Source organism: Bacillus sp. V59.32b (genome assembly GCF_003429085.1).
Lineage (GTDB): Bacteria > Bacillota > Bacilli > Bacillales > DSM-1321 > Peribacillus.
This window is the reverse complement of record NZ_QVTC01000058.1, coordinates 1-21830: the sequence shown is the minus strand read 5'-3', so window position 1 is coordinate 21830 and position 21830 is coordinate 1. Positions and strand designations below refer to the sequence as shown.

Here is a 21830-nt window from a genome sequence, read left to right as displayed (position 1 = left end):
TATTTGTCCTTAAAGAACAAAGAGGAGAAAATCCTAATGGAAACTATGGAATTTAAAAAGATAGTGGATGAAATTGTTGTCTCTAACGAATTGATAAAAAAGAACGTGAACAATCTTTGAAGGTCGTAGAAGAATACAAAAAAATGGGGATCATTCCAACTGATGAAAATTAGTCAAATTAACTAAAGTAGTGAGATATCGGATATGTGAATATCAGTTACACATAATATGTTGCTTTTGAATAATGTTTGATCAAATTCATACTAATAACCTTGATAAATGTACAAAAAGAAAGAGCGTGTTTGAACAAAAGATTGATCAAAACACGCTCTTAATATATTTAATTGGATCATTCTTTATAAAAAAGTTTGATCATTTCTGTGATCCTTCCTCAATTAAAGCGCCCATATCTTGAAGATTGACAATCCGAAAGAAAACTGCAGAAATAGATTATAATCTCCTTTACTGATGATTCCCAATATACCTATAAGTGCAAACAAAGAAACCAAACATAGATACAAGAAAAACACCCTATTAAAGATCATCCACCTTTTTTCTCACTTTCTTTAGAAGCTTAAAACCTATCCGATTAATATGCTCCTCATTTTTCGCCAGTAGTTTATATGCCTCCAGTATTGATAAGGTGCGAATGAAAATGTAGAAACCAAAAGCAATCAAAACCACACAAACTGGGAAATAAGGTACTAAATCCCCGGAAGTTATATCTTTTCTTTCGAACAAAAAAGGTATTGCACCTCCTACGAGTAAAAAAACACCAATGATCATTCCAACAGCATACTTCGTCTTAATATCTTCGTATCTCCTTGTTAGCTCTTTAAGATAGTCTTGGTCAAACAACAAAGCCTCTTTCTTAAGAATTTTATATCGATCTTCTTCTATAAACCCTGCTGACACAAAAGACACAACCCCAAATGCAGCAATTATAATGATTAGGAGTGTATAAATTGTTGGATCCTTAAATACCAAATATGGTATAAAGGCTAAAGTAATAAAGCTAAACCCTAAAGCAATATAGTTAAAGGTTTTGCGTTCAGATAACAAATACCCTTCTGCCATTTCTTTGCTTACATAATATCCTTCTTCATTATCATTACTTGGCTTAATCGTATCCTTTAGCAAATAATCAACAGAAACTTCAAAAATGTTTCCGATCGTTAGAAGTTTTTCAGTTTCAGGAAACCCCTGACCATTTTCCCATTTACTTATTGCCTGCCTTGTCGTGTTTAATTTTTCAGCTAAAGCCTCTTGAGAAAGTCCTTTTTCTTTTCTTAATTTAAAAAGTTTTTCACCAAATGTCATTAAAATGAACTCCTTTCTTTTGATAATTAAATTGTATTAAAACATTACATTGAGTTCTATCTTATGGCTAATGCACTTTGTCAACTTACGGTTGCAACTGTGTTATATCGTGTATTTTAGCAAAATAATTACCCATCCAACCTATATCTGAATCACAGGGAGAGTATCAAGTTTTCCTTTTGAACTTACCTGCCTTCGTTAGTTCACTTATTCCACAAAATGGCCCGTTTGTACAATAACTTCAACAAAAAAGGGCCTAATCCTTTTTGGATCAAAGCACCCGTTAGTCGAAGAAGAATGTTAAATATTATAGGCTTTAGACCAATGAAATGGTTGTATTTCCTTCAGTGTTTTATATACAAGGCTCTCATCTGGGTTACTAATAGCTGCTTTTAGATCGGGACCCCAATAAAGGAGTCTTTCTTGACATACCCCACAAGGAGTTAAAACTTTAAATTCAGCATTTTCGTCATCTCTTACAACACAAACAGAATGTGTAATTTTTGTGTTAAGCTTATGTGCTTCAAGGATTGCACCAGTTTCAATACACAATTCTGTTGATGCATTGATGACCTCTGGAGCAACACTTGTCAAGATTTTACCATCTTCGGTATACATAGCTGCTGCACCGCCCCATCCAGAAGCGTATCTTTTTTCAATCAGTTCGATAGCAGCTTGATACAGTCTTTGTTCAATGTTCATTCTTCTTCCCCCATAATCATTTATCGCTAAAATTACTTTAACACAATTTAAATAGGGTTCTACAACTAACCCCCTTTAGTTGAACTGGAAAAAAGCCTTATTCCTTATTGAGGTAAAGCACCCGTTAGCTTAAGTGAAATGGTTCACATATCTATTCAATTATCTCGCCTGAATAAACCTTCAGTTTTTCATTAGCAATTGCCATTGCACTGTTTAAGTTGTCAGTAAGTGAAAAGGCAGTAGACTTTTGTAGCCAAGTTTCCCAGTCACTATCCCAAAAATAAACGTCAATTTTAAAAGCCCATCTCTCAAACGTTTATTAATTTCCACTTTATATGCCTTACTAGGTGAGTATATTTCTTTAACAAGTTCAAGCATTATTCTAAACTCCCCTATGAATATGTTTTAACCGCAACTTCTTGTTCAACTCTTGCACCCGTTAGTTGAAGAAGAAAAAAGCACTACTGATGTTGCAATAATACTGCTAATAGTTTTCCAAAACATAGTAATATGCAAAAATATAAGCAATATTTAATGCGATCGAAATGATTGATTTGATGAAATTTTCTTTTAACACAATTGCACCTATTCCTAAAAGAACTCCACAAAATGTCACCATTTGTGGTAAGAAAAAAATACCAATACTTAAAATTCGTAGAAAAATAACATCAAAATTGTTAGTCAAAAAACTCATTATACTAAACGTTATATTGAAGGCTACACAAAATAATGACATTTTATATACAGGCAATATAATCCCCCGTTCACTTATTAAACTCTTCTGCCCGTTACTTGAATAAGAAAAAAGCGACTGCTCTTATTGAACAATCGCACCCGTTAGTTCAACAAGGAAAGTTCCTTATTTAAATACCTTATCTATTTCATCTCTGTCGTAATCTAATATCCAATCGTTGTATTTATTATAAATATTCCTTATGACTTCAGGCGAAGTAGCCAGTAAATCACAACCCCTGTCATCGTAAACATGAAAAATGGTTTTTCTTTTGATATTTAAAAAATATATTCTATGAAAAACACTTGGCTGGATTCCTAAATCCTTATTGCATATTGCTTTTAACAACGCAATGTATTTCAAATCAGATACTTTGCATTTGAGAGTAAACCTATGCGTTTTATAAATTCCGTCCTCATCCTCTTCTGGGAAAATATAAGGCATTTTTGTATGCTTCAATTTGTATAAGACTGATTTTTCATAGACATAGGGAGCAAAAAGCCTTGCTTTGTGCTTATAGGCTTTTCTACCTCCAAAATCATTCACATCTACTACAACAAAAATTTCCTCATCTTGTGAATGTAAGGATTCAAATAACGTGACAGCCCTTTTATAAACTCCCTGTACATAAGGAATGTTTTCGTAATTGTATTCTCTACTCCACTCAATTCCTAATTCGAACCGTATGCTAATTTCCCAGTTATAGAACAAGGGTGGTCTGAGGTTTAAGTTTGGGAAATTCTCATTCATATAGTCATTTAAAAGCATATCTGCACCTCATTAAGTTTCTTTATGTTTGCCCTTTTTTATTGCACTAACCTGCCCCGTTACTTTAAGTACAATTCTTCACAATATCCCCTATATAATTTAACATAATTATCCATATATATAGAAAGTGAATTACTCAACTATATGGCGGCGACTCACATGATCAACAACGGAGCACCTCTTGAAGTAGCCAAAAAGAGCAGCGAGTATTGAAGTACACTTCTCTTTCCTTATCGCCTTTTCCATGTACAATATCAGAATTTGTGGAGAAGCAAATATCATCTCGATTGAGTTTTACAACTTCTCCAATACGACAACCGGTAGAATAAATAAATTAAAATAATGCATTTTCCATGGGGATATGGCACGCTTCCCTAAGATGTTCTATTTCAAGTTCTGAAAGGAATTTTGGGATTCTTTTGCCCATCTTTGATTCCTTTAATTTAGTAGCTGGATTCTTGGAAATGAAACCTTCATCATATGTCCATTTGAAAGTGATCGAATACAACGAACCCGATGCCCTAGACTAGACGGTTTTAAATGTTCTCCCACTTCAATTAAATAGCTTTTGAGTTTCTCTGTTGTAAAGATCATTCATATTAATATCGCCAAAAAATCTTAATAACAGATTATATTGAAAGCCATAGGTTTTTAATGTCTAAATTCTCATGTTATCTTCTACATCCATTTGAATTTCATAGAAAAAGACCGCCAAATTGACGATCTTCTTGTTCAAATTTTGCACCCTCTACACAATAAATTCATCTTTAAAATCTAACGGACGTTATTTCGGGTACTTCCATTTGGTCTATATCAAATTTATTGACTTGGATGGTTACTTGACCTTTACTTGACCACCTGGACTTAGGCAACAGTTCGATAGACTTATGCCATCAAGATATATTTTTTCTATTTTTTCATTGCCTTATTGACTTGTTCATTGACCGATTCTTGATAGAGATCCGAGTAAGTTTTTGAATCTCCGATCAGCGCATCACAGAAAGCAGCAACGTCTGTTCCTGTTACTTCAAGCACATCTTTCCCAGCAGCTGCGGATTCTTCAAAGAAGCTAAGAATTTCCGTAAGTAGTCCGATACCTTCGTTTAGTTCTACAGGCCCGACCTTGAAGAGATATTTTTGGATCTCTTTATAAACAATTTGATAATCTTGTGGAAGTTCATTGACACGTGAAACATGCGCTCTCCACTCTTTTTTTCCTTCGATAATTTTTTTAATACTCACTTCAGCCCTCCTAATTTTCTTTCTACGTTCTTGTTGAGTTGGACACGCCATTTGTCTCGATAAGTTTTTGCGCCTTCGTCACCAACAAGCGCTGCGCAGAAGTCTTTAATATCATCTCCTAGTACTTCTTCGACGCTCTGACCGTCAGCTGATGTAACTTCAAGCAGTTCAAGAGCACTTTCCAGAATCGGCATTAGATTTCGACCGGTGAAATCTCCGTGAATCCAGAGATTGTTTATAATTTCTTTCCAAGCAGTTTGATATTCAGCTGGCAAGACTTTTGCTCGTGCTTCAAAACCTTTCATTTCTTTAGTCATGTCGCTGCCAGTTATTTTTTCTAAAAAGTTCATTGTAGTATCCTCCTAATTAACATATACATGTCTTTTTGTTTAGCATTCAACAATTTCCACTTTCTCTGGTATTCTTACCCTAACTGACGTTTAAATGCTTTACTGGCAATCAAGTAAGCAATGACCATGATTCCCAAACACCAGGCAAGCGCAGTCCAGATTCCATTAACCACAGTTCCTTCATACAAGAGGGCACGAATCGAATTCACAATTGAAGTCACGGGCTGGTTCTCAGCGAACACACGAACAACTTTAGGCATGGTTTCAGTGGGAACAAATGCCGAGCTAATGAACGGAAGAAAAATCAGCGGATATGAGTATGCTGTCGCCCCTTCCATAGACCTTGCTGACAATCCAGGAATGACCGCCAGCCATGTCAGCGCCAGTGTAAACAGCCCTAGTATCCCAACTACCGCAAGCCAATCAATGATACCTGCATTAGGTCGGAATCCCATCAAAAATGCGGCGAGGATAACCACCACGACAGTAATTGCATTGGAAACCAGTGAGGTTAACACGTGCGCCCACAATACAGACGAGCGCTTGATGGGCATGGTGATAAAACGTGCCATCAGTCCACTTTTTACATCCGTAAATAACCGCAAGGAAGTGTATGCAACGCCAGATGCGATGGTGATTAGCAGAATACCTGGTAATAAATAATTGACATAATTGTCCGTACCAGTTTCTATCGCACCACCAAATACATAAACAAACAACAACATCATCATAATTGGCGTAATCGCCACTGTTATTATCGTATCCGGACTGCGCATGATATTGCGCATTAATCGCCCTAATAAGACCCCTGTTTTACTTTTCATTTATTTCTCCTCCTTTTTCCCGATGATTTCGAGGAAAATTTCCTCCAATGTCGGCTGCTTCTCAACGTATTCCACTTTCGTTGGCGGGAACATCTCCTTGAGTTCGGTAAGGGTACCGCTCTTGATGATTTTTCCGCCATGTAGGATAGCAATACGGTCCGCAAGATGTTCGGCTTCCTCTAGATACTGGGTCGTCAGCAATATGGTTGTGCCGCCGCCTGCAAGCTCCTTGACGGTTTCCCAGACTTCAATTCGTGCTTCAGGGTCAAGCCCAGTAGTTGGTTCGTCGAGAAAAATGACTGCCGGAGTTCCAATCAAGCTCATAGCGATGTCTAGCCTACGCTTCATCCCCCCAGAATATTTGTCAGCACGGCGGTTGGCCGCATCGGTCAGGTTAAATCTTGAGAGCAAACTGTCGGTAACTTGAGGGGGGTTGGAAACTGCTAGCAACTTAACAATCATCATCAGATTTTCCCTACCCGTTTGCATACCATCTAAAGCTGCAAACTGTCCTGTCAAGCTGATGCTTTGGCGCACTATTTCCGGTTGACGTTGAACATCATAGCCACAAATGCTTACTTCTCCACCATCTGGCTTCAACAGAGTTGAGAGAATGTTGACCGCAGTAGTCTTGCCTGCTCCGTTTGACCCCAGTAGTGCGAAAATTTCGCCACGCTGCACCTCAAAATCCACCCCCTTTAACACTTCTTTGTCTTTAAAGGATTTTATTAACCCTTTTACAGAAATCGCTGTATCTCTCATATTTTTTCCTCCTTATTATTAGCGCAGCAAGAGCGCATTCTAGAACCGAAAATTTGATGCTTTGTCTGATAAGTGAGCAAGTAGTTTGCATTCAAACAAAGCTTATAGTCATGATTTGGTCAATTAATTTGCGCATCTTTTGTCTATACCCCACTACTTAGCATTACCGATATTCTGTATTACTGATTACCAGATTAAAATATAACTGAATAGTGAAGGTGGCAACTCTCATTAGTAGCCAGCTATTCAGTCGGAATGTTCTATTGAATTTACTTCTATCAATGGCATTAAGGCATTTTAACTAATCTTCATTATCTGAGCAATAGGTTTTAAGGTTTAAGTTCTTCAAAGACACTAAATCATCCCTGCTATTTTCCAAAAATTATCTAATTTATGCCTTTTCAGCTTCAACCACGGCTATTAATCACGACCAATTGTATCATTCAAATTGTCGCGATATTTATCTTTCCAAGTCTTCGCATCCTTCACTAGTTCTTCACAGAAAGAGGCCACGTCTTCACCCGTAAGGTCAGTGACTTTCTTGCCTGATGCTGCACCTTCTTCAAAAAGATCAAGAATACCACCAAAAATACGGCTTATATCCTTCCAGTCGGTGAGGCCACCAGCAGTCCACATATATTTTTGAATAGCTTTGTATGCGTTATGATACTCACGTGGAAGCGCCTTCGCACGAGCCTCCATTGCCTTCCATTCTCGCTTGTCGTCCAGACTTCCAATGATTTTTTCAATAAAATTCATTTTATCTTCTCCTTTTGATTTCTTTTGTTTTGAGTTCGTTCATTTTGCTTGAGATGAAATCCCATTTTACCCAAAATAGTTCAAGTTGCTTTTGACCTGCTTCGTTAAGAGTATAAAATTTTCTCGGAGGTCCCACAGTGGATCGCTTTTTCTCGATGTCCACCAGATTGTTTTTCTCAAGCCGCATGGTTATCGTATAAACTGTGCCTTCAACTACATCAATGAAACCAAGTTCTCGCAGATGCTGTGTGATTTCATAGCCGTAAGTTTCGCCACGACTGATGATCTCCAGCACACAACCCTCGAGTACCCCTTTGAGCATTTCTGTGATATTTTCCAAATTTATCACCCATCTGTATTTGATTATTTTTTTAGTACTCTGTATTACTGGTATTAAGTAATACTGATTACCGGTATATAGTAACGCAGATTAGCGTCACTTGTCAATCATAAATTTTAATTTTAATTGTTTGGGTTAGGATAGATGCAATAGTCGGTATTATAACTTCCATCTTCACCGCATTTTTTAATTGCGAAATACAGCTTTATAAACTCGCATACTATCATGTAAAATTCATATTGATTTTCAAACATTCAACAAGGACAAAATCGATATAATTTAACTTGTTGTTATTAATAGAATAACCAGGTTATTCTTAAAAAAAGGGAAAGAAAGGGAAGAGGATTTTGAATACATTAGATAACATTCAGGATTTTAAACAACACATGAAAACTGCAAAGCCTTTATTTCAGATTAATAAATCTCTGATGGAAATTCCATGTAGCATTCAAAAAGATATTAATACTAACCACCAGCTCGAGTTTCCACTAATCCATAAGGATATATTAGGTCAAATCTTATATGAGGCTTTGCAACTTCAAGGAATTCCCACCATAGAACCGATCTTAATTATTCTGCACCCTCTTGTAGTAGAAGGAATAAAGTTGCCAGGATTTTATAGATTTGAACAAAACAATAGCAGGTATATCTGCCAAAAAAGGATACGGAGAGAAGATAATGTTTATTATCATGTAAGAAAGCTACAACAAGAAAATAAAATTTTTTCCAATATAGGAATTGGATACTTAATGAATATTGAAGAGGTTACTAAATACAACTCGTTACAAAACACATTGTTAGATGCTTTACAACTAATGAATAACGTTGACCTCTATTTAAACATCCACGGTGAGGTAACGAGTCGGGTAATTAACCATTTAGATAAAGATGCTACGATTTTTCTCGCAGATGATTTTAACAAAAAACATTCTATTGTTTTTACACAGTGGTTAAAACAAATTAAGTAGGAGAAATGATATGTGCGTAGTTGAGTAAACTTGGTGTCCCATGGCAGTTGATATTTTATTATCGAATCCTTATCATTTTGCCTGATAACCAAGGGGCATTCCCAGTATATTTACCAGGAAACCTTACGCAAAAAATCAATTATGGAGGTTGGTATCGCTTGGGCCAACACAAGTGGAGTGCTCCATCATTCGGATAGAGTTTGGTGGGATGCTTCATTTGCAAGTTCAAAATACGATATGCAACAACAAACGATTAAAGCTATTAATGTGAATTCAGATACTTTAAAATATTCACCTGTTTCAAAAATTAATCAAATCTTTCCGCTTAAGCTAAACAACTGGCATCGGCTCTTTTATAGGAAAAAGCTCCTAAGAAGTTAGAATTAGAAAATGTTTTCGGTGTCTAATACAGTGTATCACCTTCAAACTATTCTCTAAGAAGTGGGTGCTGGGTATTACCAAAGCTGTGCAAATTCCTTTTAATCATTCGATTCTCTCTGAAACAGAAGGTGCCTTAAGTCAATAATATAGTGAGATTTTAGTCGCCTTGGGAATAGACTTCGTAATAATTGCATCTATATTCAAGAGTCTTCCTGAATTACCGAAAAAAGCTATCCAATCATAAATAGCTAAAAGGTAGATCTGTGAGACATTTCTTCCGAAGAAATGTCTTTTTTGCTATGATAATAGTACTAAATAAATTTTCCAAAAGGGACGGGACTAAGCATGACTATAGGAGACAAGATTAGACAGCTTAGGATACATAAGAGAATGACACAAGATAAGTTAGTAGAAGGGATTTGTTCCGTTGCTTATTTAAGTCGGGTTGAAAACGGTAAATTAAAACCTTCAAGAATAATGCTGGAAAGAATTGTTAATCGCTTGGATATCTCATTAAGTGATTTATTAAATGAAAATATTTCCGAAAAGGAGAAAAAAATAAAGGATATTATCCAAATATATCAAACCACAAAAAATGTAGCTGAAGAGGAATTAAATTTTCTAAATATCAGCACCAAAGAACCCTACCCTTCATATATCTTAGTCCAAATTTTCGGCTTATTAATCAGGTATTATATAGACAATAAAGATATTGCTCGAGCAGAACAAGTATATCAAGTTTCACAAAAAACAGTTTCAATGGAATATGATAATATATATAGCGAATTCTATATGAACTATTATATTTCTTGCGGCATTCTATTCTACACTACTCAAATTTATTCAGAGGCAGATCGGTATTTTACGATGGCTGAAAACTTAATAATTGAAGGAGACACAATCGCAAATGCAAAATTATTTTATAATATAAGTTTAGTGAAACAAAGGATTCTAAAAGATAAAACATTGTGTCTATATTATTCAAAGAAAGCATATGATATTTTTCTTTTTTTAGGTGATACGGAGCATTTATCAAAAGTACTAATAACAAGAGGTGTCCAATGTCACTTAATAAAAGATTACAAAAATTCTTTAGTTCACTTACTTGAAGCTAGAGAAAATATTGACTTAAGTAGCGATACGAATTTAAACGCTATGATTGAGTATAATTTGGGACGAGTTTACCAGGGGCTACAAGAATTCGATAAATCCATTGCTCATTTTCATGAAAGTATTAAAATCAATGAATCTTTGGATTTAGAAGACGAAAAGGTATACTCTCTTAAAAGTTTGATTGAGATTTATCAACAAAAAAAACAATGGGATTTGGCTCATAATTTTCTTCAAGACGCTATAAAGATTGCTGAAGATAAGAATTTGAATTTTGTTTTAATTGAGTTAAAAGCCCTGCAGATAAAAAGTTACTATAATAGAGAGGACTATTTCAGATACGAGAAAGAAATGCAAAAAATAATCGAACAAGGTATAGAATTAAAGCAAAATATAATAGTTAGTAAATTAGCCATGGAATTTGCACAATACTATTATGAACTACGAGCCTATAAAAAAGCGGCGGATTATTTCAAAATTGCTTTAAACCACGATGATTATTTGTCTAATATTCCATAATAAAGCTGCATTATATTACTTTCTAGTAAAATTTTATCGAAAAAAGACGTATCCAATAGTCTTAAAAAATGTAAATTTTACCCCTTTTTATTAACATACTCTCTAAATATACTTAACTTAAAGCTGTTAAGGAGGTAAAATCCATGTTTAAAAAGACTATTTTACTATCATTAATTCTTGTTGGTGTTTTTGGTTTTAGTAAGGTGGCGAATGACGAGCGAATAATCGCTGAGTCTCAACCAGGTCCTATGACAATTAAGCCTACATCTTTAACTTAAAGAACTGCCTTATTGCATAATATTAATTTGTTCCCGTTGCTATCAAAGTCAACGGGCATTTTTTTATCTCCATCCATTTAGTAGCAGCATTCCTACTTATGTATGGTACCCAGCAGAAATAATCTCTCCCTATATCATTACTTGCCTTTTCAAAGCCCATATTAACTGTCCGTTCATTTGAACGAATTCGAGCACTCTATTTGCATGTATAGTAAATAGTTCACCTGGTATTATCAAACTGCTTCATCGTTTTCGAAGTCTATGAAAAGTTCACCTTCTAATACATAAAATAATTCATCACAATCCTCATGTTATGCCAATGGAATTCTTCTCCATTGATTACAGCTATTCGTATTTCATGATCTTTGACTTCACTTACAATAAAATTTATGTAGTCATTTTGGTCTATAATTGTCTCATTTAGGTTAAAACACCTCTAATTGCCCTTTTTTCTGCGTTCTCAGTCTCCTTAATAATTACATTAGATTTTCCTTTATCCGTAAAATACCATCTGATAAAATTCGTTTTATCGCACTAATCACTACAACGGGTTCATCGTTCTGTATATAATGAGCACTATTTTCCGCAATGATAAGCTCACTTTTTGCAGATATATCAAGGATTTCCTTTTGAATGTCATTCCACAATTCCTGAGATTCTTTAGAATAATGAGCTTTTTTCCCAGCTGATAAAACAATCAACGGAACATTTAATGGCCTTCTCGTTTGTTTTAGTTGTTGCAAGCTTTCCATAAATTCATCATAGCTACCTTCATAAATAAATTGTTTATTATATGCTTCTTGAAAATCTGTCGGCATAGTTGGGAGAAATGCTTCCTTATAATTTTCCGGGGTAGAATCAACCAATATTAGTCCAGCAACATCGTCAGGATACTCTGTAGCATAGATTCTTGTGTTTACTCCCCCATAAGAATGACCAACTAATATATATGGAGGTTTTATCTTCATTACCGTCAGAAGTTCTTTCAACTCTTTTACCATCTCGTGGCTCGTTCTGGGATTAGAGCTTTTTTCGCTCTTTCCTAATCCAGCTCTATCATACACAACCACTTCCGTTAGCATAGAAATTTCAGGAATTACCGAAACCCATGCCTTGGAATAGTCTCCATACCCGGCATCCATTACAACAGTTGGTTTATCTTTCTTAACGCCATACAATTTTGCATATAGTTTAAAATCACTAACTGGCACAAAAAACTCTTTCCCCATTGAAGACGGTATCCCGTTCTTTTCCATTGTAATCTCCTATATTTACTTTTTCTTGTTCAACCAAAGCGCCCCGTTAGCATAATAAGATAATCATATGAAAAGCACTTAAGTGAAGAATATTAATACTGTGGTATTGGTTTATCTATGGGGCAAAAGGAAAAATAAAATCTAACAAAAACATTAATGACCAAATTAAAAGTAAAATTGTAATTGTCAAACCAACAAACTTGGTTATCCCTTTAAAATTCACCTTTTGTAACAAATAAGATAGAACATATAATAATATGACTACATATGGAAGGTTGTTACTACCAGATACAATTGCCTGTATCATCATACCAATAATAATTATTCCTGCAATTAGGTTAAACAAATGTAATTTTTTACTCATTATCCCCCTCCTATTTGCATCGTGACGTTAGCATTCAAAAATCTTTTTTAACAAGTACTCCCATTAATTAATATTTTTTTATCCAAATACCTTTACCTGTTCATTTTCCATATTTATTTTCCTTACTACTTGTAGTTAGGTTTAACTAAATAATTGCATCCGATTGCAGGAATAAAGCTATAAAATACCTCATTTTAAAATATGGGTTAAAACAACAACGATTATTCAGGTGTTCCAACCTCTTCCAACGGATAGAATCTAAATTTCACTTCGCCGATCACCGCGTCATCAGTAATCGACCCGATGATTCTGCTGTCCATGCTTCTCCGCCGGTTGTCCCCCAGCACAAACAAAGAACCTTCTGGAACCGTGACTTTAAAATCCTCAGTCAAAGTAGTCTCTAATGGAACTTCACCTTTGTTTTCATTCAAATATTCTTCTTCGAAAGCTTTGCCGTTGATATAAAGAACGTCATTCTTCATTTCTATAGTGTCGCCCGGCAGTCCTATAACCCGCTTGATATAATCGTCTTTTGAAATAGGAGAATGAAATACGATCGTATCAAAATGGTCAATCTTGCTAACCTTCGAGACGATGATTCTATCATTGTTTTCAAACGTCGGATCCATGGATTCTCCCTTAACCGTTATCGGCGAAAATAAAAACTGGCGGCAAATAAAGGCTACCACTAATGCAAATACAATTGATTTTATCCAGGAGTACAGCTCCTTTTGGGCGTGATCGCGCACAGATATTCCTCCCATTTACTTATATTTATTTGGTGGGAAATGAAGCTAACGAAGAAACTCTTTTATTTTACTGATCCACCCGTAGATCGAACAAGGCACTTACGTTCTCACTATCTGAATGGTTATCGTAAGAATTAAAACCAACACGAAAACGATATGTAACCAAACCGTAAATTTAATGAATAATTCCGCCCAGAGTTTCTTTCTTAAACCATAGTGAAGGATAATGGGAGAAAATAAGAGAGTGACTACTCCACGAAGGATATTACCCTCCACAAAGAATGAAATGACATTAAACAATGCAGACACAATAAATAAAATTACATACGCCTTATATATCTTTCTTTCCCTTTGTAACTCGTGTTCGAATTGATACACTGCTTTTTACCTCAGATTCTCCGTTTATTCACTTCAATTAAATTATACCTTTTCTTCCGCTAACCTGCCCTGTTCAAAAAGAATTAAAAATGTAGATCATTTTCATTTTGAAGACACAGCAAAAAATAAACATTTAAATGCAAGTGTGGATATACTCGCCTTTTGCTTGTAAACTATTTTTTACAAACATGATGAGCTTCAATTACTTTCACTTAATATTTCTATAGTAATCTAGGTGAGAATCTATCAGCATGGAGGTTGTATAAATGAAGAAAGTAATTTTTGCACTTGCAGCCGCTTTAACTATTGGATCTTTAACAACGGCATTCGCCTATCCTGATACACTTCAATCCGGTAAAGATGGAAAGCAACTGGAAGAGAAATTCCAACATCTTTCCCGCGATAGCGTTTGGGAACAAAAAGAAAAAATTGATTTGCAGTTTAACACCTTTCATCCACAAGGAATGACAAAAATTGGAGACCTTTACTATATGTCTTCTGTAGAAATCATCGAAAAACCAGAAAAGTATGCTCAGCCTCGAAATGGGTATGACCGCTCACCTGGTAAAGGAATTGGTCACCTATTTGTTTTTGACGTACAAGGCAAGCTCTTAAAGGATATAGAGCTTGGTGAAGGAGATTTGTACCACCCTGGTGGCATTGCATTTGATGGGAAATCTATCTGGGTTTCTGTTGCCGAATATCGCCCGAACAGCAAGTCTATTATTTATAAAGTAAATCCAGAAACGATGAAGTCTCAAGAAATGTTCCGCACCAATGACCATATTGGCGGAATTCTGCGTGATGGCAAGCACGGAAATTTAAAGGCTGTCAGCTGGGGTTCGAGAACTTTTTATGAATTCAATGAAAGAGGGAAAGTGCTTAGTAAATCAAGTAATCCTAGCCATTTTGTAGATTATCAAGACTGCGAGAATGCAGGGGAAAACCAATTGATATGCAGCGGCATTACTGAATTGCCACAGCAAGGAGCTGCCACTTCTAAATATGAATTGGGCGGTCTAGCCTTACTGGATATGAAAACAATGGATATGGTTCACGAACTGCCAATTACTCTGTTTTCTCCTAAAGGACATGTGGTTACACGTAATCCGGTATATCTTGAAAATACAAAGCAGGGAATAAAATTATACGCTGTACCGGATGATGATCAATCCTCTATGCTAGTGTATGAAACAAGCGTCAATAAAAAATGAATTTTCTCAAGAACACTTTGATTCCAATAGTCAAAGTGTTTTTTTTATTACTTATTTGCAATTAAGAAAAAGATCGAAGTAATATAATTTCAAGAAGTATACTATCAAGACACAGAGGAATAAGCCCTTAAGAGATGGTATTTGTGTCCCCAAGACACGATGTGTTTGTAAATAGTTACCAATGACTGTGTATAAGTTTACAGCAACTCTCCCTTGCGGAGATAAAAAAACCAAAGGCAGTGGCTTCGTTACCGCGTCCCTTGGTTTTTTTCTTCTTTCCTCATCCTAGTCGTACAATAATAGAGACCACGAGTTTCTACTTCGCGGACTCCTTCATTTCAATTGGATTCTCTATAACATTTTCCGCGTAGTTTTTGCCCCACTCGTACATAGAATCTAAAATTGGCATCAGGGTCCGTCCTTGATCAGTCAGTGAATATTCCACTTTGGGCGGAACAACAGGATAGACTTCACGTTTGACAATGAGATCCTCTTCTAGCTCTCGCAGCTGATTCACTAGCATTCTTTGGGTGATCCCCGGCATAAGAGATTTTAGTTCACCAAACCGCTTGGTTCCCTCTTTGCCTAAATGCCATAAGATAAGCATCTTCCATTTACCGCCAATAACAGAAAGGGTTAATTCTTTTTCACAATTAAACATTTTGTTCTGCATACGTGACATTCAAAGTCACCTCCACTAGTCGATTATAACAGATAGTATACTTTTTAACACTATGTACTAACAAAGCGTGTACTCACCTTAAATAATAATCATACCTTTTATAATTACACAAGCCCCGGTAGTTTAACAGACCTTATTTTTCATTTCGAATATCCTCAAGTAGCTCAATGACACGTGAATTTTGCTTTTCAATTGATTTTAACGTTTTCTCTATCGTGGTAGTAGATATAAATAAAACAATTAATATAGCAATACCGACGAATAACATGGCTATTCCCCCTAAATCTTCCAATTCAGTTATGCTTTTTAGATATCCACTTATATCCTGCTAATTAAACTTTAATCCTTATCCTTTTCAGATTTTCCCATTGTAATATCATCATATGGAGTATAGTTGTTACTCGGAAGTTTTCTCGTCCTTATCATTTTGAATATGGAGTATCCAACTGCGAACACTACAATTGCGTTGAATAAATATACCATCTAAATGCCCCCCTCTTCTCATGGCTCATACGATTTCAGAAAGGTTGTAAATTCTTTGAGATTATCAGATCGATAGACTTCCTTTCGATAATTAAACAATATATAAAGAGTTTCGCTATCCAGCTTTAATTCTGGATAATCAAGTTTTGCTTGATCTAAAGTTTCGTAGCCATGCATCTGGTTAATCTGAAGGTCATACTGATTAATTTCTTCGTCTGTATTAGGACCGATTGTGAAAAGGCTGTGCTCGCCTTCTGATTGAGCAAGCAAATCCTGATTGGGGACCGTTTCTTTCACATTCACAGGAATTTCGTAAGTAGCTTCTTTCTTGTCTTCCCACTTCGCCTTTATTAGAAATGTTCTTTCCCCGGCCCGATTGTTTACTTCCTGGTTGATAACTTCTTCAAAATAAGGCACACCTTCAGTAATTCGAACAGTTTCAGGTTTATCTTTAAAAATCACTTTGATCTTTGTACGCGGATTAACAGTGGGCGTTTGTTCTTTTGGCTTTTTATAACTGATAACGGTCACTTCTTCATCTTTTGTATATTCCTTTGGATAAGCCTCTACTTTTTTACCACCTACTGTTACCTCAGGAGCAGGAGGTTTATTTATTTTTCTTAGGCTAAAATTGTCATATAAGACTAGCACTAACAGAACACCTAGGAACATTGTTAACTTTGGCAAATGTTTTTTCATTAAATCACCCTTATTTGGAATAATAGCTTTTTTCACCATCTCTTTGGTGGATCCGGAAATTTCATCTGTTTTCAAAATTTTAACATTTTTACACCATAACTAAAAGGAAAATAATTGAAAATAAAAATGACACTCCAATTTGAAGTATCATACTGGATTAAAAGTGATTTTATTACCATCAAGGAAGCTGCATCTATTTCGTCCTCATTCGTGCTCTTATGCTCTATGATTCTGTTATGAAAGGTATTTTTTTCAGGAACATATTAAAAAAATAATAAAAATACGACAATATTGTTCATTTTACAATACTGTATAACATACACTATAATGAAATCGGAGGTGCTGAGATGAATGATTTAGTGAATTCACTAACGACAGAATTACGCAGGGGAAACTTAACATTGGCTGTTTTGAGCCAGTTGCAGACACCTCAGTATGGATATTCACTTGTTCAGCTATTAGAAGAACACGACTTCCACATCGATCAAAGCACGCTGTATCCTTTGCTTCGACGATTGGAGAAGCAGGAATTGTTAACAAGTCAGTGGGACACGACGGAAAGCAGACCGAGAAAGTATTATGTATTGAGTGACTTTGGGAAAGAAGTGTACCAGCAATTAAGAGAAGAATGGATGAAAACAACGACGCAGCTTAATTCTTTATTAAAAGGAGGAGATAAGGATGAATCTGATTGAGATTTACATTAATGAAGTAACCAGAAGACTTCCTGAAAAAAATCGGGAGGACATTTCAATGGAGCTGCGGTCTACAATCGAGGATATGCTGCCGGATGAGTATTCAGATGAAGATATAAAGAAGGTATTGATGACGCTTGGTGATCCTGTCCGTTTGGCGTATAAGTATGAGGACAAGAAACGGTATATTATAGGACCTGTGGTTTATGATAGCTATATTAATGTTTTAAAGGTAGCCGTTTTTTGCGCACTTGTAATTGGACTCCTCTCAATCTGGATCAGTGGAATTATCACATACGATAGTGAGATGGCGACGGGGGCGTTTGTCCTTCAACTGTTTGTGAAGTCAATCGTTACACTATTGAGTATTTTAGGCCAAGTGTTCTTTTGGGTAACGATCGTGTTCATCTTCCTTGAAAGGGTCGTAGATTCGAAACATCCAGTCCCATTCCGGGGTAAGCAATGGACTCCTGATGATTTATTATTGGTTACACATAGTCCACCAAAAAAACAAATTTCAAAAACAGAAGTATTTTTCAGTTTATTTTGGACCGCACTATGGGCAAGCGTTTTATTCAATTCCACAAAGTTTTTGGGATGGTATGAGCAGCAAGGAACTGGATTAGATGGGTTAAGAATTTCCGTTCCATTGTTTAATCATGATGTGTTGATGACATATGCACCTGCGATCATTACAATGGTTGCCATTGAAGTCGGCTTTACGATTTATAAGCTGGTGAAAGGGAAATGGACGACGCTTGTGGTAGGGCTCAATGCCCTCTATCATATCATTTTCACGATCATTCTTTGTATCATGCTTAGTAACCCAGCGCTGTTCAATGAAGCCTTTGTTGAGTTACTGCTCAGTGCCTTTGACGTGGATCCTTCCAAATATGAAGTGACTTGGCAAAGCATTGTTTGGGGGATTGCCGGTATTATGATTGTTTTTTCGATTATGGATATTGTTAGCAGATTTAAAAGTAGCAAAGTAAGTAAAGTCTAGGACCGCCCAATCTGAACTGGCAAATTTGTTTCTCTAGACCCATAACTGATTATAAAAAGTTTAATCATAAATACATCTTATAATGTTGATTTTCCAAATATAGAAGAGCCTGTTTTTTAAAAATGCTTGATCAAAATAGGCTCTTAAAATATTTCACGCAGATACTTTTTTAAAAAAAATTTAATCGCCTGTCTTCTTCAACAATCGCGCCCGATTGTTGAAGAAAGAAAGTATAAAAGGAAATTTACCCCTTAACAATTAAAACTCCCATCAGTAAAAAAACTCCTTATTCACCACTCACCATATAGTTTTATCTATATGGTATATTTGAAGGTTTAACCTTTACATTTTCTAACTTTTCTTTTTTTACCCAATATTTGATGCTACTCAATGTGTTCTCACTTGATGGTGGGCCAACAATTATTTCTTCTATAGGAAGTTTTCTTTTTTCACTTTGATGGTAAAGCAAAGGTAAAGGTATGTATGGAAGTATTAAATTATCCCGAACTCTATATTTCACCTCATAAGGTTCTTTACTATCTTTGTAGTTTACAGTTACGTTTCGCCACTCTGATTCTTCCTCAAAGGATTTATCTTTGAAAAGACAAATATATGATTTTAAAGTCATATTTATTTCGTTAGGTAGAAAAAAGTCTTCAAAATCCTCGTTGGCTAAAACATACTCTAAACCAATTGTAATTATGTCTTCTATTATCTTCCTTTGAGTTTCAATATTATATATAACTTTATTTAAGAAAAAATATGCATTGTCACTAGGTCTGCAGTAACTGACAAGTTGTTTAGAATTAAATCCAATTGAAACACCAGTTGTTCCCTTACTATATCCTCTCCATTGGCTTAGTAAATCCGGATTAGAACAAAAAGAAACTATAAATATATCTTGATCGTCAAAACTAAGCAACTTATCAACTTTATCTAAAAATTTCACCCCTCTTTCTTTTATACCTGACTTTTTGTACTTATTAATTATTTCTTTACAAATTTCAATTCCATGCAAAATTTCTTTTTTGTCATTTAGAAAATTATAATTCGTAGCCCAAAAACCATTTAGGTTCATTATCCCTAGTAAACCATGTAAGTCAGTGTAATGATAAACCTTTTCTATTGGTTGGTATAGTTCTTGGGCATATTTTTCGGAAATGGTTCTTGACATACTTTGAAACATAGGCAATCCTTCATAATTTGTCAATTTTTTCACCCTTTATTTTAAATTTCCCCTTACATTAAACTGATCTGTGGTTTAATAACAATTATTTCAAATTTTGATAATTTTCACAATCAATTATTCAAGAAATGGCCCTTAAATGAAAAAATGAGCACTTATCCTTGTTCAAGGATAGCGCCCTTTAACGGAATAAATAAAATATGATTTCAACCTTAGAATCATTTAATTCTTTTTTCACAAAAGCACCTGTTAGCTAAAAACTCCCACAATCAGGACATCTCTAGTCTGCTGAAGTCATTCAATGTACTACTCTGGTATACACTTCTCAACTTCACCACGGTTTACGGCAAAAACGATGTCAGTTCACATTCAAGAACAGAACGGAGATATAAACGCAATATCTCTAAAATGAGCAGCACGGTTATTCCATATTGTATAGATATTTTCAATGCATTTCTTAATTTGAGTGTCTCCACTCAGTTTTTCGGACAGATTATTGATGGTATACCCATTCTCCATTTTTTTGTTAATGATCACTTGTAGATTAGGAAAAGGATTGCCTATTGTATGGTCAAACAATTTCATGACTTCGTAATTTTCGTCCACAAAGCTGCCTTTCAAATGCATTTTGTCTACAAAATCTTTCCAAGAGCATTTTTTACCTTCACCGATTCTTTCAAACCACCAGTCGAACTCCCTGAGTTTCTTTCCTTCAATTGCTGGGTTATAGCCATCTTCAGATTTATCTGTTAAGTAGTTTTTGACACAAATAAAAAACAGGTCAGGGAAATCCCCTAAACGTGAGCGGTTATAGATGTCCAGACGAGGTGGAAGCCCTTTTTTTATATTTCCATAGTCTTCACCACCTTGCCACGTATTTAGTTCAGATGGAATACAACCGAAATTTGCAAGACAGTGAAAATCAACTCCGATGTTCTTTCCTTCGCAAATTTTTCTTGAAATGGCTGAAATTAATTCTATTTTGTATTGCTTTAACTGACTTGACCCATTCTTATTATAAGGTTTTTTATTGACATCAAATTTGATTTTATTATATATTCTATAGTCATAGATATTTTCTAATAACGCTATTGGTGTAAACCAAGTTTCGCCTCTCTCGTAATTGATTGAAAAAGGAAAATACTCTCTATAAAACTTCTGGGCTTCTCTTCCCATGTCTGCATCATTATATCCTGTATCCGCTTCAACATGCATCAAAAAACGATCTTCATTAATTTCCATCCTTTCGTCCTCCAATCCATATTGAAAACTCTCGACACATTAGTTCTCCATTATACTTGTGTGGCTTGCATACACCTCTTTGGAAAATGCACACCCCTTGAACCCTGTACATTACTTCACAAGCTCACAAATTTTAACATTAATTTTTACTTCTTTAAAGGCGTTATTCAATTATCTGGCCCTTTTCATGAAGAAAGACGCTTTCCTTATTTCAGAAAAGCACCCGATAATTTAAGACAGCTATTTTCGGGTAATCGGAATTTTAATTATTATTTCCGCAAAATCTTCTCCATCGCTTTTCCCTTTGCTAACTCATCGATCAGCTTATCCAAATAGCGAATTTCCTGCATAGTTTGTTCTTCAATGTCTTCCACTCGGACACCGCAGACCACACCTTTGATCAAAGTCCGTGAAGGATTCAGTCGGGGAGCTTCCGCAAAGAAGGTCTCAAAGTCTGTCTGTTTTTCCAGTTGCGCTTCTAACTCTTCCTGGCTATACCCTGTCAACCAACGGATGATTTCATCGACTTCTGTTTTCGTACGTCCTTTTTTCTCCGCCTTCGTAACATAATGGGGATAGACACTTGTGACACTCATTGTATAGATCTTATGTTTGGTCATGATACATCCTCCCTTTCTGTATGTTCAGGTATGAAGTTTTTTGAGGTTACCACATGATTATCCGAATACCCAATTCGCTCCCTTATATGGAATAAGCACCTTTGGAGAATTCCTATACCATACATTTGATAGTCTCTAAAGAAATATTTCCATAATATTTAACTAATTCGATCAAATGCTTCCCGATAAAATTCCCTTAACTC

The 21830-nt window shown here is 35.5% G+C and carries 26 protein-coding genes and 1 pseudogene; 6 read left to right on the top strand and 21 right to left on the bottom strand.

Features of this window, described 5'->3' with window-relative positions; all coding sequences use genetic code 11:
* Positions 1-534 precede the first annotated feature (534 nt).
* The 11 genes and pseudogenes from D0463_RS13720 to D0463_RS13670 form a co-directional block, all read right to left on the bottom strand.
* Positions 535-1320 (bottom strand): helix-turn-helix domain-containing protein, encoded by a 786-nt coding sequence (locus tag D0463_RS13720; RefSeq protein ID WP_117307957.1) that lies wholly within the window; start codon positions 1318-1320, stop codon positions 535-537.
* A 300-nt stretch (positions 1321-1620) separates the two neighbouring features.
* Positions 1621-2022 carry a cytidine deaminase gene (locus tag D0463_RS13715; RefSeq protein ID WP_117307956.1) on the bottom strand — a complete coding sequence of 134 codons (402 nt, stop codon included), beginning with the start codon at positions 2020-2022 and terminating at the stop codon, positions 1621-1623.
* Positions 2023-2235: 213 nt separating this feature from the next.
* A complete protein-coding gene (locus D0463_RS19470; protein ID WP_160118440.1) occupies positions 2236-2400 on the bottom strand; it encodes a hypothetical protein in 165 nt (54 codons plus the stop codon).
* 481 nt (positions 2401-2881) lie between these two features.
* Positions 2882-3523, bottom strand: a complete 642-nt coding sequence (locus tag D0463_RS13705; protein ID WP_254052805.1) for a DUF3885 domain-containing protein — start codon at positions 3521-3523, stop codon at positions 2882-2884.
* 187 nt (positions 3524-3710) lie between these two features.
* Positions 3711-4121, bottom strand: a pseudogene (locus tag D0463_RS19940) (tyrosine-type recombinase/integrase); the annotation flags it as partial.
* Between the two features lie 311 nt (positions 4122-4432).
* Complete coding sequence (locus D0463_RS13695) at positions 4433-4765, bottom strand: DUF1048 domain-containing protein (RefSeq protein WP_117307954.1); 333 nt, start codon at positions 4763-4765, stop codon at positions 4433-4435.
* Positions 4762-5115: a DUF1048 domain-containing protein gene (locus D0463_RS13690; RefSeq protein ID WP_117307953.1), complete on the bottom strand. Its 354-nt coding sequence runs from the start codon at positions 5113-5115 to the stop codon at positions 4762-4764. The genes D0463_RS13695 and D0463_RS13690 overlap by 4 nt, the downstream gene beginning before the upstream one ends.
* A gap of 74 nt (positions 5116-5189) precedes the next feature.
* Positions 5190-5939 (bottom strand): ABC transporter permease, encoded by a 750-nt coding sequence (locus D0463_RS13685; protein ID WP_117307952.1) that lies wholly within the window; start codon positions 5937-5939, stop codon positions 5190-5192.
* The gene (locus tag D0463_RS13680) at positions 5940-6701 is read right to left on the bottom strand and encodes an ABC transporter ATP-binding protein (protein WP_117307951.1); all 762 of its coding nucleotides are present in this window, start codon (positions 6699-6701) and stop codon (positions 5940-5942) included.
* A gap of 420 nt (positions 6702-7121) precedes the next feature.
* A complete protein-coding gene (locus tag D0463_RS13675) occupies positions 7122-7460 on the bottom strand; it encodes a DUF1048 domain-containing protein (RefSeq protein ID WP_117307950.1) in 339 nt (112 codons plus the stop codon).
* Between the two features lies 1 nt (position 7461).
* Positions 7462-7800 carry a PadR family transcriptional regulator gene (locus D0463_RS13670; protein WP_117307949.1) on the bottom strand — a complete coding sequence of 113 codons (339 nt, stop codon included), beginning with the start codon at positions 7798-7800 and terminating at the stop codon, positions 7462-7464.
* Between the two features lie 347 nt (positions 7801-8147).
* Here D0463_RS13670 and D0463_RS13665 point away from each other — a divergent pair, with 347 nt between their 5' ends.
* The 3 genes from D0463_RS13665 to D0463_RS20140 all read left to right on the top strand — a co-directional run bounded on the left by D0463_RS13665 (position 8148) and on the right by D0463_RS20140 (position 11056).
* A complete protein-coding gene (locus D0463_RS13665; protein WP_117307948.1) occupies positions 8148-8768 on the top strand; it encodes a hypothetical protein in 621 nt (206 codons plus the stop codon).
* A 726-nt stretch (positions 8769-9494) separates the two neighbouring features.
* Positions 9495-10778 (top strand): helix-turn-helix domain-containing protein, encoded by a 1284-nt coding sequence (locus D0463_RS13655; protein ID WP_117307946.1) that lies wholly within the window; start codon positions 9495-9497, stop codon positions 10776-10778.
* A gap of 143 nt (positions 10779-10921) precedes the next feature.
* On the top strand, positions 10922-11056 hold the full coding sequence (locus tag D0463_RS20140) for a hypothetical protein (protein WP_290369279.1): 135 nt from the start codon (positions 10922-10924) through the stop codon (positions 11054-11056).
* Positions 11057-11532: 476 nt separating this feature from the next.
* Here the strand turns inward: D0463_RS20140 and D0463_RS13645 are convergent, their stop codons facing one another.
* The 3 genes from D0463_RS13645 to lepB all read right to left on the bottom strand — a co-directional run bounded on the left by D0463_RS13645 (position 11533) and on the right by lepB (position 13425).
* The gene (locus D0463_RS13645; RefSeq protein WP_117307975.1) at positions 11533-12285 is read right to left on the bottom strand and encodes an alpha/beta fold hydrolase; all 753 of its coding nucleotides are present in this window, start codon (positions 12283-12285) and stop codon (positions 11533-11535) included.
* 142 nt (positions 12286-12427) lie between these two features.
* Positions 12428-12676: a hypothetical protein gene (locus tag D0463_RS13640; RefSeq protein WP_117307945.1), complete on the bottom strand. Its 249-nt coding sequence runs from the start codon at positions 12674-12676 to the stop codon at positions 12428-12430.
* 221 nt (positions 12677-12897) lie between these two features.
* Complete coding sequence (lepB, locus tag D0463_RS13635; protein WP_301950647.1) at positions 12898-13425, bottom strand: signal peptidase I; 528 nt, start codon at positions 13423-13425, stop codon at positions 12898-12900.
* 644 nt (positions 13426-14069) lie between these two features.
* Here lepB and D0463_RS13625 point away from each other — a divergent pair.
* A complete protein-coding gene (locus D0463_RS13625) occupies positions 14070-15017 on the top strand; it encodes a DUF6454 family protein (protein ID WP_117307942.1) in 948 nt (315 codons plus the stop codon).
* A gap of 316 nt (positions 15018-15333) precedes the next feature.
* Here D0463_RS13625 and hxlR read toward each other — a convergent pair whose 3' ends face one another.
* The 4 genes from hxlR to D0463_RS13615 all read right to left on the bottom strand — a co-directional run bounded on the left by hxlR (position 15334) and on the right by D0463_RS13615 (position 16956).
* Complete coding sequence (gene hxlR, locus D0463_RS13620) at positions 15334-15699, bottom strand: transcriptional activator HxlR (RefSeq protein ID WP_117307941.1); 366 nt, start codon at positions 15697-15699, stop codon at positions 15334-15336.
* 133 nt (positions 15700-15832) lie between these two features.
* Complete coding sequence (locus D0463_RS20135; RefSeq protein WP_301950646.1) at positions 15833-15967, bottom strand: hypothetical protein; 135 nt, start codon at positions 15965-15967, stop codon at positions 15833-15835.
* Positions 15968-16038: 71 nt separating this feature from the next.
* Positions 16039-16182: a hypothetical protein gene (locus D0463_RS19465; RefSeq protein ID WP_160118438.1), complete on the bottom strand. Its 144-nt coding sequence runs from the start codon at positions 16180-16182 to the stop codon at positions 16039-16041.
* Between the two features lie 18 nt (positions 16183-16200).
* Positions 16201-16956, bottom strand: a complete 756-nt coding sequence (locus tag D0463_RS13615; protein ID WP_117307940.1) for a hypothetical protein — start codon at positions 16954-16956, stop codon at positions 16201-16203.
* Between the two features lie 272 nt (positions 16957-17228).
* On the opposite strand from D0463_RS13615, the gene D0463_RS13610 reads away from it, so the two are divergent.
* Positions 17229-17576, top strand: coding sequence for a PadR family transcriptional regulator (locus D0463_RS13610; RefSeq protein ID WP_117307939.1), 348 nt, complete (start codon positions 17229-17231; stop codon positions 17574-17576).
* Positions 17563-18579 (top strand): HAAS signaling domain-containing protein, encoded by a 1017-nt coding sequence (locus D0463_RS13605; RefSeq protein WP_117307938.1) that lies wholly within the window; start codon positions 17563-17565, stop codon positions 18577-18579. Before D0463_RS13610 ends, D0463_RS13605 begins: the two co-directional genes overlap by 14 nt.
* Positions 18580-18889: 310 nt before the next feature.
* On the opposite strand, the gene D0463_RS13600 is transcribed toward D0463_RS13605, so the two are convergent.
* The 3 genes from D0463_RS13600 to D0463_RS13590 all read right to left on the bottom strand — a co-directional run bounded on the left by D0463_RS13600 (position 18890) and on the right by D0463_RS13590 (position 21627).
* Positions 18890-19789: a DUF2971 domain-containing protein gene (locus tag D0463_RS13600; RefSeq protein ID WP_117307937.1), complete on the bottom strand. Its 900-nt coding sequence runs from the start codon at positions 19787-19789 to the stop codon at positions 18890-18892.
* 345 nt (positions 19790-20134) lie between these two features.
* Complete coding sequence (locus tag D0463_RS13595; protein ID WP_117307936.1) at positions 20135-21007, bottom strand: hypothetical protein; 873 nt, start codon at positions 21005-21007, stop codon at positions 20135-20137.
* A 269-nt stretch (positions 21008-21276) separates the two neighbouring features.
* Positions 21277-21627 carry a DUF2200 domain-containing protein gene (locus D0463_RS13590; RefSeq protein WP_117307935.1) on the bottom strand — a complete coding sequence of 117 codons (351 nt, stop codon included), beginning with the start codon at positions 21625-21627 and terminating at the stop codon, positions 21277-21279.
* Positions 21628-21830: the final 203 nt, after the last annotated feature.